The sequence below is a fragment of the Luteimonas vadosa genome, assembly GCF_039543545.1.
GTDB lineage: Bacteria > Pseudomonadota > Gammaproteobacteria > Xanthomonadales > Xanthomonadaceae > Luteimonas > Luteimonas vadosa.
Window position 1 is genome coordinate 1181859 of sequence record NZ_BAABJY010000001.1, and the last position, 17713, is coordinate 1199571.

Annotated in this window: 13 protein-coding genes; 6 read left to right on the plus strand and 7 right to left on the minus strand. The window is 67.0% G+C overall.

Annotated features, from left to right (window positions below; translation table 11 throughout):
* The first annotated feature begins 66 nt into the window (after positions 1-66).
* Positions 67-1680 (plus strand): tetratricopeptide repeat-containing sulfotransferase family protein, encoded by a 1614-nt coding sequence (locus tag ABD970_RS05340; RefSeq protein WP_345294438.1) that lies wholly within the window; start codon positions 67-69, stop codon positions 1678-1680.
* A gap of 33 nt (positions 1681-1713) precedes the next feature.
* Here ABD970_RS05340 and ABD970_RS05345 read toward each other — a convergent pair whose 3' ends face one another.
* Positions 1714-2373, minus strand: coding sequence for a putative 2OG-Fe(II) oxygenase (locus ABD970_RS05345; protein WP_345294439.1), 660 nt, complete (start codon positions 2371-2373; stop codon positions 1714-1716).
* Positions 2374-2491: 118 nt separating this feature from the next.
* On the minus strand, positions 2492-5353 hold the full coding sequence (locus ABD970_RS05350; protein ID WP_345294440.1) for a TonB-dependent receptor plug domain-containing protein: 2862 nt from the start codon (positions 5351-5353) through the stop codon (positions 2492-2494).
* A 418-nt stretch (positions 5354-5771) separates the two neighbouring features.
* Between ABD970_RS05350 and ABD970_RS05355 the strand changes: the two genes are divergently transcribed.
* A complete protein-coding gene (locus tag ABD970_RS05355; RefSeq protein WP_345294441.1) occupies positions 5772-6761 on the plus strand; it encodes an aspartyl/asparaginyl beta-hydroxylase domain-containing protein in 990 nt (329 codons plus the stop codon).
* A gap of 132 nt (positions 6762-6893) precedes the next feature.
* On the opposite strand, the gene ABD970_RS05360 is transcribed toward ABD970_RS05355, so the two are convergent.
* From ABD970_RS05360 to hslO, 3 genes are all read right to left on the minus strand, one after another.
* Positions 6894-9965: a TonB-dependent receptor domain-containing protein gene (locus ABD970_RS05360; protein WP_345294442.1), complete on the minus strand. Its 3072-nt coding sequence runs from the start codon at positions 9963-9965 to the stop codon at positions 6894-6896.
* Positions 9966-10117: 152 nt separating this feature from the next.
* On the minus strand, positions 10118-10927 hold the full coding sequence (locus tag ABD970_RS05365; RefSeq protein ID WP_345294574.1) for an XOO1806 family protein: 810 nt from the start codon (positions 10925-10927) through the stop codon (positions 10118-10120).
* 144 nt (positions 10928-11071) lie between these two features.
* The gene (hslO, locus tag ABD970_RS05370) at positions 11072-11998 is read right to left on the minus strand and encodes an Hsp33 family molecular chaperone HslO (RefSeq protein WP_345294443.1); all 927 of its coding nucleotides are present in this window, start codon (positions 11996-11998) and stop codon (positions 11072-11074) included.
* A gap of 140 nt (positions 11999-12138) precedes the next feature.
* Here hslO and mtgA point away from each other — a divergent pair, with 140 nt between their 5' ends.
* The 3 genes from mtgA to ABD970_RS05385 all read left to right on the plus strand — a co-directional run bounded on the left by mtgA (position 12139) and on the right by ABD970_RS05385 (position 14366).
* Entirely contained in the window at positions 12139-12849 is a 711-nt protein-coding gene (gene mtgA, locus ABD970_RS05375; RefSeq protein WP_345294444.1) for a monofunctional biosynthetic peptidoglycan transglycosylase, read from the plus strand.
* 70 nt (positions 12850-12919) lie between these two features.
* Positions 12920-13978, plus strand: a complete 1059-nt coding sequence (locus ABD970_RS05380; protein WP_345294445.1) for a glycosyltransferase family 2 protein — start codon at positions 12920-12922, stop codon at positions 13976-13978.
* Entirely contained in the window at positions 13938-14366 is a 429-nt protein-coding gene (locus tag ABD970_RS05385) for a CBS domain-containing protein (protein ID WP_345294446.1), read from the plus strand. The genes ABD970_RS05380 and ABD970_RS05385 overlap by 41 nt, the downstream gene beginning before the upstream one ends.
* 102 nt (positions 14367-14468) lie before the next feature.
* Here ABD970_RS05385 and ABD970_RS05390 read toward each other — a convergent pair whose 3' ends face one another.
* The gene (locus ABD970_RS05390) at positions 14469-16436 is read right to left on the minus strand and encodes an AsmA family protein (protein ID WP_345294447.1); all 1968 of its coding nucleotides are present in this window, start codon (positions 16434-16436) and stop codon (positions 14469-14471) included.
* Positions 16437-16569: 133 nt separating this feature from the next.
* Positions 16570-16806, minus strand: a complete 237-nt coding sequence (locus ABD970_RS05395; RefSeq protein ID WP_345294448.1) for a hypothetical protein — start codon at positions 16804-16806, stop codon at positions 16570-16572.
* Positions 16807-17079: 273 nt separating this feature from the next.
* Between ABD970_RS05395 and ABD970_RS05400 the strand changes: the two genes are divergently transcribed.
* Positions 17080-17703 carry a sulfotransferase family 2 domain-containing protein gene (locus tag ABD970_RS05400; protein WP_345294449.1) on the plus strand — a complete coding sequence of 208 codons (624 nt, stop codon included), beginning with the start codon at positions 17080-17082 and terminating at the stop codon, positions 17701-17703.
* Positions 17704-17713: the final 10 nt, after the last annotated feature.

Below are 17713 nucleotides of genomic sequence, written 5' to 3' on the forward strand. Positions count from 1 at the left end.
CCCTGCGCCCCGTTGCGATAGTCGATCCGGTCGCGGTTCCCGGGCCAGTGGCGTCGGCAGCGGAACGTGACGGCAACGGTCGACATCCATGGTTACGCGCTGCCCGCGGGCCTGGCCCGCGTGTGGCAGGACGCCGTTTCCTCCGCCGGGATCGGGGATTTTTCCGCGGCGGCGGGCTGCATGCAGCGGATCCTGGAGGCGCAGCCGGACTTCGTGCCGGCGATGGTGCAAGCAGCGTATTTCCTGCTGGCGCAAGACCGCTACCGGGAGGCCCGAAGGCTTGCGCTGGATGCGGCGACGAATCCGGCACGCAGCCCCGAGGCAGCGTTCGAGATCGCCAGGTTGTTGCGATTGTTCGAAGAAATCGAAACCGTCGATTCCGTCGTCCGGCACCAGGACTGGTCGACCTGCCGATCGGCGCGCCTGCTGGTGGAGCTGGCTGCGCAGGTGGCGCCGCTGGGACTCTACGACGCGACGACCCACCTCCTGGACCATGCGGAACGCCTCGAACCAGGCACTCCGGCAGTGGCGACCCTCCGGGGCACCGTCAGCGCCGTCCGGGGCGACAAGCCAGCCGCCGGCCAATGGTACCGGCGAGCGCTGGAAGCGTCCGCCGGCACCCTGCCGCAAGTCCACTGGCTGCAGTCGCTGTCGTCGAGCCCGGACCCGGCGGCCGCGATCCGTGAGATCCACGCCGCCCGGCGTCAGGTGATGCCCGGGGGGGAGGGCGAGGCCTATCTCGATTTCGCGCTCCACAACGTCTGCCACGCGGCGGGCGAGTTCGGGGAGTCATGGGACGCCCTGCAGCGCGGCTGCCGGACCAAGCGACGCCTGGAGTCCTACGACGCCGAGGCGCAGCGTGCCGTGTTCGATCTGCTGCACGGCACCGGACCGGAAAAAGCCGCGGGTGTATCAGCCGCCGCTGCCGGTGGCCGCCCGCAAGACCCGGACCCGGGGCTGGTCTTCATCGTCGGCATGCACCGGTCGGGAACGACCCTGCTGGAGCGCATGCTCGCGGGCCATCCGGACATCCGCGATGGTGGCGAGACGAACGTGTTCCCCGCCAGCCTGCGGCTGGCGGCGGACCATTACGCACCCGGGGTCCTCGATGCCGGGATCGTCCGCCGCCTGGGCCGTGCCGACCTGGGCGAGGCGGGCGGCGCGTTCCGTCGCTACGCCCGTTGGCGGGCGGCGGGCCGTGGCTGGTTGACGGAAAAACTCCCGTCCAACTTCCTCAACGTGGGATTCATCCTGCGCGCGCTGCCCGAGGCGCGCATCCTGCACATGCGACGGGATCCGATCGACACCTGCTTCTCGAACCTGCGCACGTACTTCAGCGGGGCAGCGGCGTACAGCTATGACCAGGGGGAGCTGGCCGATTTCTACCTCCGGTACCGGCGCCTCATGGACCACTGGCACGACCGCGCGCCCGGGCGGATCCTCGACGTCGACTACGAGTTGCTCGTGCAGGCGCCCGAGCCCCAGGCGCGTCGCATCGCCGCGTTCTGTGGCTTCGGCTACGTGGACGGGATGCTGCAGGTGGACCGTGCGGGCGGGTCCGTGGCGACCGCCAGCATCGGCAGCGTCCGGGCCGGCATCCTCAAGGACAGGGGCGGGGCGTGGAAGCCCTACGCCGCGCAGTTGCAGCCCATGCTGGACGCGCTCTCCACGATCGATTGAGCGGGTGCGAAGAATGCGGCGCCGGGAGAAGGCTCAGGCATCCCGCATCGAGAACCAGCAGTTGAAGGCGACGGTGATGCGCTCGTCGCGGCCATAGAAGGGCAGCACCTCGTGCTGGAGCCATGACGGGAACAGGACGAGCTGGCCGGGCTGGAAGCGGATGCTCCAGGTCCCGTGGTGGTACGGGGCCTGCAGCCGCTGGATGCCGGCATCGGTGAAGTAGTTGCTGTAATGGTGCGGGTTGTGGAAGCGCAAGACCCCGGATTCCGGGCGATCCTCCGGGGTTTCCCCTGGGTCGACGCAGTACACGCCGGACCAGGAGGCCATCGGGTGCGTGTGCAGGATCGTGAAGCCTCCATGCCGGGTCACGTGGAACCAGGTGTGCGAGAAGATCTGCAGGCGCTGCATCTCCTCCGGTGAGTACCCGTTGAGCTCGGCGATCGTGCGGCCGAGCACGCCCCATGAAAACTGGCGCAGGGCCTGGATGCAGGGTTCCGGCCAGGAGAACAGGTTGAAGTCGCTCTCGAACACGCCCGGGTGCTGCTTGAGCGACGGGTTCGGGTTGGCATAGCGCGCGCCCTCGGCTTCCCTGGCCAGGAGCAGCTCGCGGATCTGGGGGTTGAGGCGCTTGGCCTCGGGATGGAACTCCTGCGCCAGGGGCACGGCGAAGGCGGGGTAGATCTGGAAGGTCATGGGCGTCTCGCTGCTCCGGTGGACGTACTCTCCACGCCGGGCAGGCGCATGGCAAGCCCGCAAAAAACTACGGCCCCTTTCGGGGCCGTAGCAAGTGTCGCGAATGCGCAGGGTTCGATCAGAACTTCTGCGTGTAGCGCATGTAGTAGAAACGACCCGGGACTTCGTACTGCGGATCGAAGCTGTTGGCGAAGGTGCTCGCCGAGAACGGCGGATCCTCGTCGAACAGGTTGTTCACGCCGAGCGCCACCTTGGCGTTCCACGGCGAGTTCCAGTACACGCTGACGTCGTTGTAGATCGTGGCGTCCATGCGGTTCTCGGGAGCGCGGACCGGCAGGCCAGTCGGCCCCGCGATGAAGCGGTCCGGATCCGAGCACAGCAGGTTGCGGTTGGCGGTGTTGAAGCCGGTGCAGGTTTCGTCCTGGCCCGAGTAGTAGCGCACGTTCCAGGTCGCGCCCCAATCGCCCATCTCCCAGCGCGTCGCCAGGTTCGAGCGGATGCGCCAGTTGTTGTTGCGGTCGAAGTACTCGCCGGCCAGGTTGTCCCCGTCGTCGTTGTTCTCGTACTTGGCCAGGTACGTGGTGTCCCAGATGAACGAGAACTTGCCCCACGCCGTTTCCGGCATGCGGTAACCGACGGTCATGTCGTAACCCTCGACCTCGGTGCTACCGATGTTCAGGCCTGCCGACAGCAGGTCGGTGATCGCACCACCCTGGCCGCGGGTGATCAGGCCGCAGGACTGCGCATCGCCGTTGCGATAGCAGTTGTCGGCAATGAACTGGCCCGAGAACCCGGTGATGGTGTCTTCCAGGCGGATGTTCCACCAATCCAGCGAGATGTCGAAGCCCTCGATGAAGCTCGGGCTGTAGACGAAGCCCAGGGTCTTGCTGACCGAGGTTTCCGGCAGCAGGTTGGGGTTGCCACCCGTGCTGATGCGGATCTGGGTGTTGACCTGGGTGTAGCCGCCCGCCGGAACGCCATCGGCACGGCAGCGCGCCTGTGCCGCCGGGTCGAGGCCCGGGAACAGGGTGGCGTTACACGGGTCGTTGAGGTTCGGGAACGAATCCGACACGCCCTGGAACAGCTCGGCGATCGACGGCGCGCGGAAACCTTCCGCCCAGTTGCCGCGGACCAGCAGGTCGTCGATGGGCTTCCAGCGGAAACCGAACTTGCTGTTGAGCGTGTTGCCGAAGTTGCTGTAGTCGGAGTAGCGGGTCGCCACCGAGAAGTCCAGCAGCTGGGCGCCGGGGACGTCCTTGAGCACCGGGATCGCGAACTCGAGGTAGGCCTCGTTCACCGAGTAACCACCCTTGGTGGGGGTACGCGCGTTGCCGGTGGTGTCGCCCGCGGCGATGAACGCGTCGGGGGCGTCGAAACCGGACTCCTCGCGATGCTCCACGCCGAAGGAGAACGCCAGCGGACCGGCGCTGCCGATGTCGAACAGGTCGCCGCCGACGTTGGCGTAGTACGCGGTCTGCTCGTAACCGAACTGGTCGTGGGCCTCGAACGTGATGTAGTCCAGCATCTGCTGGGTCAGCGAGCCGTTGTTGGCGCCGCCCAGGAAGTTGACCGGCACGCATCCGGGGATGATGTTGGTCGGCGTACCGCAGCGCGCCACGCCTGCGGCGTCACGGAACGACGGGCCGAGGCCGTTCTTCAGGCGGCTGTAGACCGCCAGGCCGTTGGTGGTGTCGTTCTGGTCGTTTTCGCCGTAGAACATGCCGGCTTCCCAGTCGAAGAAGCGCTCACCGAGGGTGAACGTGCCTTCGAAGCCACCGTTGAACGCGAACGTGTCGACGTCCTGGCGGAACGAACGGCCACCGGTCTCGACGATGCGGCGCTGCACCCAATGGATGTCCTGGCCGTAGGGGTTGTAGACGTTGTTACGGCTGATGACGACGTCATTGGGTCCGAAGGTCGGGGCGCCGATCCCGAAGATCGGGATGATGACCACCGGCATGGCGGCGAGCAGCTGCTCGGACTTGCGCTCGTTCCAGGTCGTGGTGACCTTGAAGCGGATGTCGTCGGTGATGTCCAGGTTACCGCTGGCGAACACCGAGCGACGCTCCTGCGGGGTCAGCAGGTAGTTCAGCGGCGCGAAGTTGAAGTTGTCGATCGAACCCCGGTAGGTGCTGTAACCGCGAGGGGCGCTCGTGTTGATGTTCCACAGGCCGTACTGGCCATCGGGATGACGGCAACCGAAGTTGGCGTCGAGGATGCAGAAGCGGCCGTCTGGGCTGGTCGAGCTGCCGCCCAGGTTCGGGGTGGAGCCGAAGATCGGCACCGCGGAGATCTCGCGGTCGCCGGCGAAGACGGGCTCTTCGTCGACATAACCGACGCCCATCATGGCCGACCAGCGCTCGCCGCTGCTGCCGACGGTGAAGTCGGCGGCCAGGCGGCTGCCGTCACCCTTGTCGTACTGGCCGACGTAGCCGTTGAACTCGGCGCCGTCGAAGTTGGTGCGCAGGATGATGTTGACCACGCCCGCGATCGCGTCGGAGCCGTAGATCGCCGAGGCGCCGTCCTTCAGGACTTCGATGCGCTCGACCGCTGCGGTCGGGATGGTGTTGAGGTCGACCGCGCCGCCGAGGCCGGTGCCGCCAACCCAACGACGGCCGTTGACCAGCACCAGGGTGCGGGCCGAGCCGAGGTTGCGCAGGCTGACGCGGGTCTCGCCGTTGCCGCCGTTGTTGAAGGTGCTGTTGAGGGTCGAGCCGTTGGCGGTGATGTTCTGGATCACGTCACCGACCGAGGTCAGGCCCTGGGCCGAGATCTCGTCGCGGCTGAGGGTCAGGATCGGCTGCGAGGTCTCGATGTCGGTGCGCTTGATGCGCGAACCGGTCACTTCGATTCGATCGAGGGTGGTGGCTTCCTGCTCGGTGTCCTGAGCGTAGGCCACACCCGTGCCCGCGAGGGCCGTTGCGCCCGAGACGAGCGCGAATGAAATCGCGTCGCGGAGCTTGGTGGTCTTAAAGGTCATTCTCTCTCTCCAAGTGAGTCTTGGGTAATTCCCATGGGAACCCCGCCAACGGAGTCAAAAAAGACGCCAAGATCGGCAAGGCCGGGGCCGATAGTAGCCCCCCTCGGCCAAAAATTAAAGTGTTGTTAACAATTCGCGTAAAACTACGAAGGAACAGGGGTTTAGCCATTGTCCCGTCAAGGGATCGAATGTGCGCATGACCACAATCCTGAATCCGCGGAAGAGGGGCTTCAGGTCTATGCCGGGCAGTTCGGGCATGCAAGGCGATGGCGGAAAGGGATCAATCCGAAGGATTGCGGGGCAGTCGTCTCATGACGTCATGCGACTTGAGGTCGCCCCTCGATACGGCGGTGCAGTGTTGGGGACCGGCATACTTGGTGGAAAGCCTGGTGAGACCTGACGGAGCGATACCCGCGTGATGAAGGAAGCCGAAGTGGATGCCGTCCTGGGGCGCGACCCCAGGAATGTCCACGCACTCGTTGCCAAGGGGGATCTGCGGGCCGCGGAAGGAAACGACCGCTTGGCGGGCGATTTCTACCGGGCGGCGCTGCGCGCGGCCGCGGCGCGCCCCGGCGAGCCGGGGCAGGCAGCCATCGTCCAGCGCGCCGAAGCGGCGCTCCAGCGCATTTCCGGTTCCTTCGAAGACCACCTGGAACAAGGGCTGTCCGCACTGGGATTTCCCCCGGACCGGCGTCCCCTGCGCTTCCAGGAGTCGATCGAGATCCTGACCGGCCGCCGAGAGGTAAAGCTGGAATTGCAACGTCCGGGTGGGTACTTCTATCCGGGCCTGCCGCAACGCCGCTACTACGAGCGCGCCGAGTTCGACTGGGCGCCCGCCATCGAATCAATGGCGCCGCTCATGCTGAAGGAGCTGTCCGAGCTCCAGGCGGCGGAGTCCGATGCCTTTTCGCCTTACATGATTTCCGATACGACCCGGCCGCGCCATGATTTCCACGGCCTGGTGGACAACCCCGAGTGGAGCACGCTCTACCTGTGGCAGGACGGCAGGCCGGTCGACCGACACGTGGCCCACTGCCCGCAGACGTTCGACGCGATCACCCGGCTCGACCTCCCCTACATCACCAGGCGCGCACCCTCGATCCTGTTCTCGCGCCTCAGCCCGGGCGCTCGCATTCCCGCGCACGCGGGCGTGCTCAACACGCGGCTCATCTGCCACCTGCCCTTGATCGTCCCGCCGGGGTGCGGCTTCAGGGTCGGGGGCGAGACGCGGCAATGGCGGCAGGGGGAGCTGCTTGCCTTTGACGACACGGTGGAGCACGAGGCGTGGAACGAAGGACAGAGCGAACGCATCCTGCTGATCTTCGACGTCTGGCGTCCGGAGCTCGACGCGAGTGAGCGGGCAGCCATCACGGCACTCTTCCAGGTGGTGGACAGCTACGGCGCCTGAGAAGGCGCGGCGGCTCCGATCGGCCACGCCTGGGCGACCGGGTGCTTCGGTCGCCTGGTATCCGGTCCCCCAACAAAATACGGCCCCTTGCGGGGCCGTAAAGAGAGAGAGAATTTCTTTTTCTTGTAGCGATCAGAACTTCTGGGTGTACTTCATGTAGATGAAGCGGCCGATGTCGAACTCGCCGTAGTAGGAGACGTTCGCGCTCGGCTGGCTGTACATCACCGGACCGTACTTCTCGAACACGTTGTTCGCGCCCACGGCGATCGTGGCATCCCACGGCGTCTGGTAGCGGACCTGCACGTCGTTGAAGGTCGTCGAACCCACCTCGCGACGGCGGGAGAGCGAGCTGCGCGGGGTGCCATCCGCATTCAGTGCGCCCGTCGGCCGGAACTGGATGTCGTTGCACTCCAGGTGGTCGACGGTGACCGCCGGAACGTTCGATGCGTTCGGGGTGAAGTACGTGCAGGCCTCCTCCATCTTCGAGAAGTAGCGCGTCATCCAGCTGACGCCGAACCGGCCCATTTCCCAACCGAGGTTGAGGTTGGAACGGATGCGGAAGGTGCTGGTGAAGCCGACGGCCGAGATCGGGTAGACCGGGTCGTTGGTGCTGACGAAGACATCCTTCGAGGTGTACGTGCTCGTGGAGCCCACCGAGAAGGTGCCCATCTCGTCCGTGCGCCAACGGTAGTTCACGTCGAAGTCGAAGCCCTCGACCTCGCGGAAACCTGCATTGCGATTACCGAAGGTCACCGTCGGATAGCCCAGGGCAGGATCACGCGTGAACAGGGTCGGCACGCAACGGCTGGCGATGCCCTTGACGTAGCAATCGTCCAGGATCGTGCTCGGTGCGTCGCCAACGATGGTGTTGTCGATGCGGATGTTCCACCAGTCCAGGGCGATGTTCAGGCCCTCGACGAAGGTCGGGCTCCAGACCATTCCCAGCGTCTTCGATTCCGACAGCTCCGGTTGCAAGGCGGGATTCGCACCGCTGGTGAACGCGACAGGCGTCTGCGAAGGCTGCGTGCCGACGGGAACGAAACCCTGGCCGAGCTGCCGGTAGGAGGCCGCCAGGCCGCCCAGCGCACCATTGCCGCCGACTCCGTTCTGGCAGTTGGCGCGGACGCTGGCGTCGGTCGATGCGGCACCGCGGAGGGTATCGCACGGATCGGAGTAGAAGGAGAACGTCTGCGAGCCACCACCGAACAGGTCGGCGATCGTCGGCGCGCGGAAGCCGTCGGCGATGGTGCCGCGCACCAGCAGCGACTCGATCGGCTTCCACTTCAGGCCGAACTTGTTGTTGGTGGTCTCGCCGAAGGTGTCGTAGTCGGAGAACCGGCTCGCGACGTTGAGCGACAGCTCCTTCACGAACGGCAGGTCGGCCAGGATCGGCACCTGGAGCTCGAGGTAGGCCTCGTTGACCGAGTAGCCGCCGCGGGTCGGACCCGAGGACAGGTTGGTCGATCCGCCGGTGACGGCCAGCGCGTCCGGCACGTACTTGCCGGTTTCCTTCCGGTGCTCGACGCCGAAGGCGAAGCCCAGCGCGCCGGCAGGCAGTTCGACGATCGTGCCGGCGATGTTGGCCGTCATGATCTCGGTCTCGGTCTCGCCGGTCGCATGTTCTTCCTGGAACAGGTAGTTCTCCAGCGCCGTGTTGCCGGTCAGGCCGCCCGCGCCCGTGACGCCGAAGGGCAGGAACGGATTGAACGGCACGCATCCGTTGATCGGTGATGCCGCGGTGCCGCAACGCACCTGGCCGGTCACCGGATCGCGGAACGACGGTCCGACAGCCGCGCGGAGGTTGGCGAGGTTGAGGTTGCCGAAGGTCGACTGCACCTGGCGGCTCTGGTTCCAGAGGTAGCCGACGTCCCAGTCGAAGAAGCGGTCCGCGAATTCGAACGAGCCCTCAAAGACACCGCTGAACATGTAGTCGGAGGAATCAGCGTCGGAGACACGCGGCACTTCCCAGGTCCGGCGCCACCAGTTGGTGATGGTCTGGCCGGGGTACGGGTTGAAGAAGCTGGTCGGCGCAATGCCGACGCCTGCACCGTTGTTGCTGGAGGCGAAGGAAGCGGCCTGCATCGGATAACCCGCGACGGTGCGCGAGCTCAGGCGGTTGCTGTACAGCATGTTGGTACGGAACCGAATGTCGTCCGTGAGGTCCCAGATGCCGTCGACGTAGAGCGACTTGCTTTCCACCGGGGTGCGCAGGTCGGTCTGCAGGTTGGTGTTGCTCTTGTCGGCCGTGTTGCCGGGCACGCAGGTCTGCGGGCCGGGGCTGGTCAGCGTGGTCGCCGTGCAGGAACCCGTCGTGGTGTCCTGGCGGCGGTAGCTGGAAGGCAGGCGCGGATCGGCACCCGGGATCAGCACGACACGCGTACCGGCCGGCACGCCCGGGACCGGGGTGGTGGCGGTGGTGACAAAGCCACCGAACTGACCGACGGTGGTCCAGTTGTCGGTCGGGTGCAGGTTGGAGCGCGGGAACGCAGAGAACGGTCGGTTGCGAGCGAAGACCGGGTCTTCCTCGCGCCATTCGGCGGCCGCGGTCAGCGAGCCCTTCTCGCCCTTGAAGCCGATGACGGCGTCGGCGCGGGTGATGTCGCCATCGCCCTGGCCGTACTGTCCGAAGTAGGCACTGGCCTTGGCACCCTCGAAGTTGCTGCGGGTGATGATGTTGATCACGCCGGCGATCGCGTCGGAGCCGTAGATCGAGGAGGCACCGTCCTTCAGGACTTCGATGCGCTCGACGGCTGCCGTCGGGATCTTGGAGATATCGGCCAGGCCGCTGGTGGAGATGGGCAGGCGACGTCCGTTGAGCAGGACCAGGTTGCGTGCAGCACCCAGGTTGCGGAGGCTGATGAACGTGCCACCCGCATTCTCACCCGCGGAAAGCGGCGATGCGCGGCTCAGCGGCGGAGTACCCGTCGCGCTGATGTTCTGGAGAATTTCGGCGACCGACTGGAAGCCCTGCTTCTCGATGTCTTCGCGCGTGATGAACGTCACCGGCTGTGCCGTTTCGACGTCGACTTGGCGAATGCGGGTACCCGTCACCTCGATGCGATCGAGGGTGGTGGCTTCCTGGTCTTGCGTTTGCGAGGCGGTCGTCTGCTGCGCGAGCGCAACGCCGGTTCCGGCCAGGGTGGTTGCGCCGACAGCGAGAGCGAATGAAATCGCATCGCGCAGCTTGGTGGTCTTCAGTGTCATCAGTCTCTAGCTCCGAAAAAAATCCCCAGTGGACCTCTCTCCGGGCCGGCCGGACTGGCCATGCGGACGAGGTGCGCGATGTTATGCACACGTGAACCGGAAATTAAATCGATGTTAGAGACTTGTTAAACCGACGTTTAGCCGGAATTCAGCTAGAGGTTCTGCTCGTATCGGACGTATGGGACCGTCCCTTCCTCGTCTGCCGTCTCACCAGAGATTGAGAATGGGTTCTTGCCCTTGGTCACGACGTTCTCGGCGCCGACGGTGAGCTGCCCGCTCCAGGGTGTGCGCCAGGTCAGGCCGACGCCCAGGCCCTGCCACTTGGGCTGGCCCGGCGTTTCGACCACATGGCCCACGATGTTGACGCTGAAATTCCCCACACCCCCGCCCAGGCTGAGGCGCTTGCTCGTCCAGCTGTCCGGAAGGCCAAGCGTGCTGGCCTCGGCAGGCGTCATGACCTTGGCCTTGGCCAGGGTGCCGGCGATGCTGACCATGCCCTCGCGCCCGAGGCGCTTCTGGGCGAACAGGGTCAGGTCATTGGAATCCACCCGCGTCCCCGCGCCGCGCGGATTGCCGGAGGTCAGCCAGGCAGGAAGCGTATCGCGGCCAGTCCCGGCACCGAACCCGACCCGGGTCGTGCCGCGACCGAGCGCCGCCACCGCGCCCGTGCGCTGGTTGCCCGGGTCGTCGAAGCTCGCGACCCTGCAGCTGGTGAGGTTGACCAGCGCACTGGCGATGCCGGCCTTGTGGTCGCACAGCAACCCCAGAGAATCGCCCTGGTCGAGCCCGAAGGCGGCGTCGAGGGTGCGGTCGCCCGAGCGCCATTGCGAATCGGCAGGCTCCAGCAACAGGAATCCTTCGATCCTGCCGCTATTGACGATGGGCAGGACCGCCTGGTCGCCGCGCTGCCCGCCGGGCCTGGATTGCGCATGCCCGTCCGTCACCTGCCCGAGGGCAAGCAGCAAGGTCATGGACAGGGCGGCAAGGCGCGATTTCATGGCAGGTGAGTGACCGGTGGAACGGGCCCGAAGTTCCATTTCGGACAGGGGTCGGAAGCGTAGCCGATTTATGATTATTTAACAATCCCCCAGAAGGCCCGAAAGCGCTTACTGGAGCCGCTTCGGGGCCTCCATGAGACGCTCGTCGGCCGTGAAGAGCGCGTCGATGTCTCCGGGCGTGAAGTCGTAGCCCTGGCCGCAGAATTCGCAACGGACGTGGGCCGTGCCGTCGCTCAGCGCGGCCCGGGCTTCCTCCTCGCCCAGCGCCTGGAGCATGCCGGAGACACGCTCGCGCGAGCACGAGCATGCGAACCACAGGGGTCGATCTCCGAGCGCCTGAGGTCCGTCCTCGTGGAACAGGCGCGAGAGCAGCAGGTCGGTGGGCCAATCGAGCAGCTCCTGCGGCGACAAGGTGTCGAACAGCGCGCAGGCACGGCGCCAGCCGTCCTCGTCGCCGCCGTCGCCTGGCAGCTTCTGCAGCATCACGCCTGCCGCGGCGTCGGCATCGGCCGCGAGCAGGATGCGCGTCGGCAACTGCTCCGACTGCCTGAAGTAGTCCTCGAATGCGCCCGACAGCGAGTCCGCTTCCAGCGCGACGAGGCCCTGGTAGCGGCGTGGCTCCGATTGACCGGTCCCCGCACGAGACGTGTTCTCGATGGTGATCGCCAGCACCGCGTCGTCGCCGAGCTCGCGCAGGTCTCGGGACACCGGTCCGCCGTCCTCGGCCAGTTGCGCGATCCCGCGCAGGGTGCCGGCTGCGGTGCACTCCGCGAACAGGGTGCGCAACGTGGACTGGCTGCGCAGCTGCACCGACAGCCGCCCATCCACCTTGGCATGGCCGGTGAACAGGGCCGCGGCGGCGCAGGCTTCGCCCAGCAGTTCGGCGACCACCTCCGGGTAGGCCTCGCGTGAGCGGATCTTCGCCCAGGCCTCGTCCAGGTGGACGCGCACGCCGCGGACGCCCGCGCGTTCCAGGAGGAATCGGGTGAGGCGGTCGCCGCCGGTGGAGGTCTCGGAGGTGGCTTCTGTGGGCATGGTTCGAAATTCGCGACGTTGCCCCGCGGGCACCGGCAACCAATAATGCGGGCCAGCGAGGGTATCGGCGCTGCGATGGTGGAGCAACGGGAGATGGGGATGCGGCACGTGCAAGGCAAGCCGCGCGGCCAGGCGGCGCAATGAGGCCCCGACGCAACCGCCGATGGCTGCATTGGTTGTGGAAGTTGCCGTTGCTGCTGGTCGTGCTCAGCGTGCTCCAGGTGCTGGCCTTGCGTTTCATCGATCCGCCGTTTTCCGCCTTCATGGCGGCCAGGCAGGTCGAAGCCTGGCGTGCCGGGGATACCGGCTTCCGTGTCGCGTACGCCTGGCGCGACCTCGACCAGATGGCGGCGACGCTGCCTGTTGCCCTGGTGGCCGCGGAGGACCAGGCGTTCGCCCGGCACAACGGCTTCGACTTCGAGGCGATCGACAAGGCGCGGGCGCGCAATGCCCGTGGGGGCAAGTTGCGCGGCGCGAGCACGATCAGCCAGCAACTGGCCAAGAACCTGTTCCTGTGGAGCGGGCGGAGCTGGGTGCGGAAGGGCGTCGAGGCCTGGTACACGGTGCTGATCGAGGCGCTGTGGCCCAAGCGCCGGATCCTGGAGGTGTACGCCAACGTCGCCGAGTTCGGCGACGGCATCTACGGTGCCCAGGCGGCGGCGCGCAGCTACTGGCGGAAGGACGCCAGCCGCCTGAGCCTCACGGAGAGCGCACGGTTGGCGGCGGTCCTGCCCAGCCCGCGGCGGTATAGCGCCCCGCGGCCCGGCCCCTACGTGCAGCGGCGCGCCCGCTGGATCGAACGCAACGTGCGGCAGCTCGGCGGCGTTGGCTACCTGCGGACGCTGGACTGACGCGGGTGCCGCGGCCGCGCCCGACGCGTGGAACAGGCGTGCCGCCGCCGGGCTCGGCTACCATGCCGGCATGACCGCTTCCCAGGACCGAGGTCGCGACCGACTGACCGTCGTCGTGGCGGCATACGACGAAGTCGATTCGCTTCCGGCGCTGCATCGGCGCCTGTCGCCCGTGCTCGATGGGCTCGAAGGGGACGCCGGGATCGAACCCCGCGTGCTCTACGTCGACGACGGCAGCCGCGATGGAACCTGGGAAGCGTTGCAGGTCATCGCGGCGGAGGACCAGAGGGTGTCGCTGCTGCGACTTTCGCGCAACTTTGGCAAGGAAGCGGCGTTGACGGCCGGGCTGGACCAGGTTTGCGAGGGCGCGGCGCTGATCCTCGATGCCGACGGCCAGGATCCGCCGGAACTGATCCCGCAGTTCGTCGCCAAGTGGCGGGAAGGCCACGACGACGTGCACGGCACGCGCCAGGAGCGCGACGGGGAAGGCTGGCTGAAGAGGGCGACGGCCCACGCGTTCTACCGCGTCATGCAACGGCTTTCGCCGACGCCGATCCCCACCGACACGGGCGACTTCCGCCTGCTGTCGCCGCGTGCCCTGGCGGCGCTGCGCCAGCTGCGCGAACGGCACCGCTTCATGAAGGGCCTGTTCGGCTGGGTCGGCTTCAACCGCGTCGCGATTCCCTACCACCGGGAGGCGCGCGTGGCCGGCCAGAGTAAATTCAACTTCTGGCGCCTGTGGAATTTCGCCCTCGAGGGCGTCACCAGCTTCTCCACCGCGCCGCTGCGGCTGGCGACCTACCTTGGCGTGGCGACCGCGCTGGTCGCGTTCGTCTACGGCGCCTGGGTCGTGTTCAAGGCTTTGTTCTTCGGCGATCCCGTGGCCGGCTGGCCGACGATGATGGCGGTGATCCTGTTCCTCGGCGGCGTGCAGCTCATGGCGCTGGGGATGATCGGCGAGTACCTGGGCCGGTTGTACGTGGAATCCAAGCAGCGGCCGCTGTACTTGGTCGATGACTGGCGGCCGGCGGCGGGAGTATCCTCGGGATCGACGACAGGACCAACGGCCACAACGGAGGAAGGGGACCATGCGTACGGTGCGCCAGCTCCTGGATTCGAAAACGCCTGACATCCACGCCATCGGCCCGGATGCGCCGGTCATCGACGCGATCCGCCTGATGGCGGAGAAAGGCATCGGCGCGGTGCTGGTGATGGATGGCGGCCGGCTGGCCGGCATGCTGTCGGAACGCGACTACGCCCGCAGGATCGTGCTTGAGGGCCGGTCCTCGAAGGACACGTGCGTACGGGAGATCATGAACTCTGAGATCGCCACCGTCGGCCTGGACGACACCGTGCAGTCGTGCATGGTCATGGTCACCGGCACCCGCCGGCGCCATTTGCCGGTGGTCGACGGCGGCGACGTGGTCGGCGTGATCTCGATCGGCGACCTGGTCAAGGCCGTCATCGAGGACCAGCAGCTCGAGCTGGACCAGCTGCAGCGCTACATCGCGTCCTGACGGGACGCCCTCGGCGCGGGGATCACGCGCACGAAACATGGCGTGGGCGAACCGCTGCGGAAGGAAGCGCGCCTGTCGAAGCAGACCGTGGCCGCTGGCGCCCTACTTGGCGTACTGGCCGCCGCAGGCGCTGTCCTCGCCCGGTCCGAGTTCGAGCGTCGCCAACAGGGCCGCCGGTGGGGTGATGCTGCCCAGGGCGAGGGCGATCGCGCCGCGCAGGCCGAGGCGCGCCATGTCGGGCCGGAAGCTGGGGTCCTTGAAGGTGCCACTGGCGACCAGCGGCGAGCGGAGGCTGAGGATGCTGCGGTCCTTGGGTCGTGGGCGCAATTCCAGGTCCAGGGTTTCGTCGCGCAGGCTGACCTGACCCTTGCCGACGATGATCGTGTCGGTGGTGTCGAAGGCGAGCGCGCGGGCGTGCATGATCCCGTCCTTGACGTCGAAGTCGCCGAAGGCGCATCGGATCGCGATCTTCCGGTCCTTGCCGATCAGGAATTTCAGGGCCTCGTAGATGTCGAGCCCGGCCAGCTCCATGAGCAGGTTGCTGACCTGGCCGCGCCCCATGCCGAGCGCGATGTCGCCGTCGGCGGTGGCCAGCATCCGGGCGATCGAGTTGCCCGTGCCGGTGACGCGGATGTCGCCGCCCACGCGTCCCACGGCGTCCCTGGCCAGTTCGAGGTTGGGCAACAGCTTGTTCAGCTCCAGACGCCTCGCGGAAATTTGCGCATCGGTGCGGATCGGCGATTCGCGGGCGTCCATGCGGATGGTCGATCGCAGGTTGCCGCCGGCCACGCCGAAGTTCAGCGGGTCCAGCCGCAGCAGGCCGTTGTCCAGGAACAGATGCGCATCCATGTCGTCGAGCGGCAGGCTAGGGGCGTTGATCCTGCCGACCTTCCAGCGCACGTCGGCATCCATCGCCCGGAGCTTGCCGAGTTCGTAAGGCGTGTCCGGGAGCACCTTCGCGCGGGCGGCCCGCTCGGACGCCTTCGCCTTGAGTTCGGCGTTGGTCGTCTCGCCACGGCCGGCATCCGGTGCCGCTCCCACGAACCCGGCGAGGTCGTCGAAATCCAGTTGCTTCGAAACGAGGTTGGCGCGCAGGAACGGGCGATCTCCACCGGTCGTCACGCTGGCCTTGCCGCCCAGGTCGCTGTCGCCCACCTTGCCGCCGAAATCGTCGTAGTGCCAGGTCACGCGATCGCCGGCGCGATCGCGGGTCAGGCGGCCGTCGAGGCTGTACGGCGGCGTGTCCGGGGTGGCGACGCCGATCAGCGGGTACAGGTCGGCCAGGTTCGCCCCCGCCAGCGCCAGCTGCAGGTCGAAGTCCCGGATCCGGAACGGGTTGATCAGGTTGCCGCGCGCATGCGCCCGGGTTGCACCGGCCTGGGCGTGCAGGTCGATGCGGTAGGGCTGGTCGGTGTCCCGGAGCTCCAGCGGCGACTCGGCCCGTCCCTCCACGGTGAAGGTGTTGCCGGACCATCTTCCGCCACCCACGATGGCGACGGGAGGGGCATCGCCGGGTTTGTCCGCCGGCCGGCTGGCGACGTCGAGCGTGACGTCGGTCTCGCGCGCCGCGTTGAGGTAGCGCAATTGCCCGTCCTCGATCCAGAGACGGTCCAGTCGCGGCGGTTCGCCGTCTTCGTCCACCTCCACGAAATCCCAGTTGCCGCCCTTGCCGCCGGGCGCGGCTTCAAGGCGGAGGCGGGGTCGCTGCAAGCGCACCTCGGGAATGCGGACTTCGCCCTTGAAGAGCAGGGGCAAGGGCTCGAACTGCAATTCCAGCCGGTCCAGCGCCGCCATCATCGGATCCTCGGACCAGTCCGCATTGCCGAAACTCAAGGCATCGGCCCGGATGGTGGTCACGCGGCCCAGGGCCACGTCGAGGTTGCCGCCGATGTCGAAACTGCGTCCGGTGCGTGCCTCGACCCGCCGCTCGATCGGCCCCTTGAACCAGTTCCAATCCCAGAACAGGATCAACACCGCCACGACCAGCGCCAGGGCGGCGAGGATCGTCCACCAGGGGTGGTCGGCGGCGAGGTCGAGCGGCCGCTTGCGGGCGGGCGTGGGAGGGTTCATCGCGAATCCGTGCGTGGACCCGGCCACCATCCCGGCTGCCGGGTCAAGCGGCAGTGAACACTGCCGCGGACCAGTTCAGCTTGGAGGCAGCGCCGGGCCTCACCCGGAGCGACTGCCCGATGCCGACGCTCCTTCAGTGCGTTGCGCTCGTTTCGATGCACTCGAGGGTCTTGCCGCCCTGGTGCACCAGCTCGAGCTGGTCGGCTTGGCGGCGCAGGACGTTCCCGCCGGATTCGTAGAACTGCTGGCCGGACGCCTCCGGCCGCGGGGCATGCACCAGCGCCAGCTCGCTGCCATCCGGCAAGGTCACGCGCGCTCCGCCGCCCGCATACATGACGCGCAGTTCGCCATTGGTGCAGGCATAGGTCATTTCCGCCCCATCCGCCGGCGGAGGGCTCCCACCCTCCGAAGGCGCCAGGACAGCAGGCTTCGTGGCAACGGACTCCTGCCCGTTGGCCGGGGCCGGGTCGCGCTGGCATGCCGTGGTCAAGGAGGCGAGCAGCAGCACGGGGAGGATGGAGGCAGGGTTCATCTGGCGACCTCGGCTCGAAGCGGTGGAAGGGAAACAAGGCGTATCGCCGGCAGCGCATGGCAATCCGGGCGACGCCGCCTATCATGATCGCATCCCGACCGGCAGCCTTGCATGATCGTTTCCCACCGGCACCGCTTCATCTTCGTCGCCATCCCCAAGACGGGGACCCACTCGGTGCGGCAGGCATTGCGCGAGCACATGGGCCCGGAGGACATCGAGCAGGTGGGGTTGTTCGTCAATCGACGCTTCCCGTTCCCGGAGCTGGCGAAGGTCCAGCACGGGCACTTCAGCCTGCAGGAGGTGCGGCCGCACCTCGGGGAAGAAGCCTTCGGGGATTATTTCAAGTTCGGTTTCGTGCGCAACCCGTTCGACCGCTTCGTGTCGTATTGCGCGTTCATGACCCGGCAACAGGGCGCTTTCGACCTCGATCCGCGCGGCACGATGCGCGAGATCCTGTTCCGCCTCCGTCCGCTGGACCACGTGCATTTCAAGCCGCAACACGTCCTGCTCGACGACGGCCACGGGCGGCTCCTGGCCGACCAGGTCGGCCGGGTCGAGGACATGCAGGGGTCGTACGATGCCATCTGCGAACGCATCGGCATCCCCTCGCAACCGCTGCAACGCGTCAACAGTTCGCGACGCGGGACGTATCGGGATTATTATGACCAGGAACTGATCGACGGCGTCGCCGAACTCTACCGCGGCGACCTCGAGATGTTCGGTTACGAATTCTGACCGGCCGACC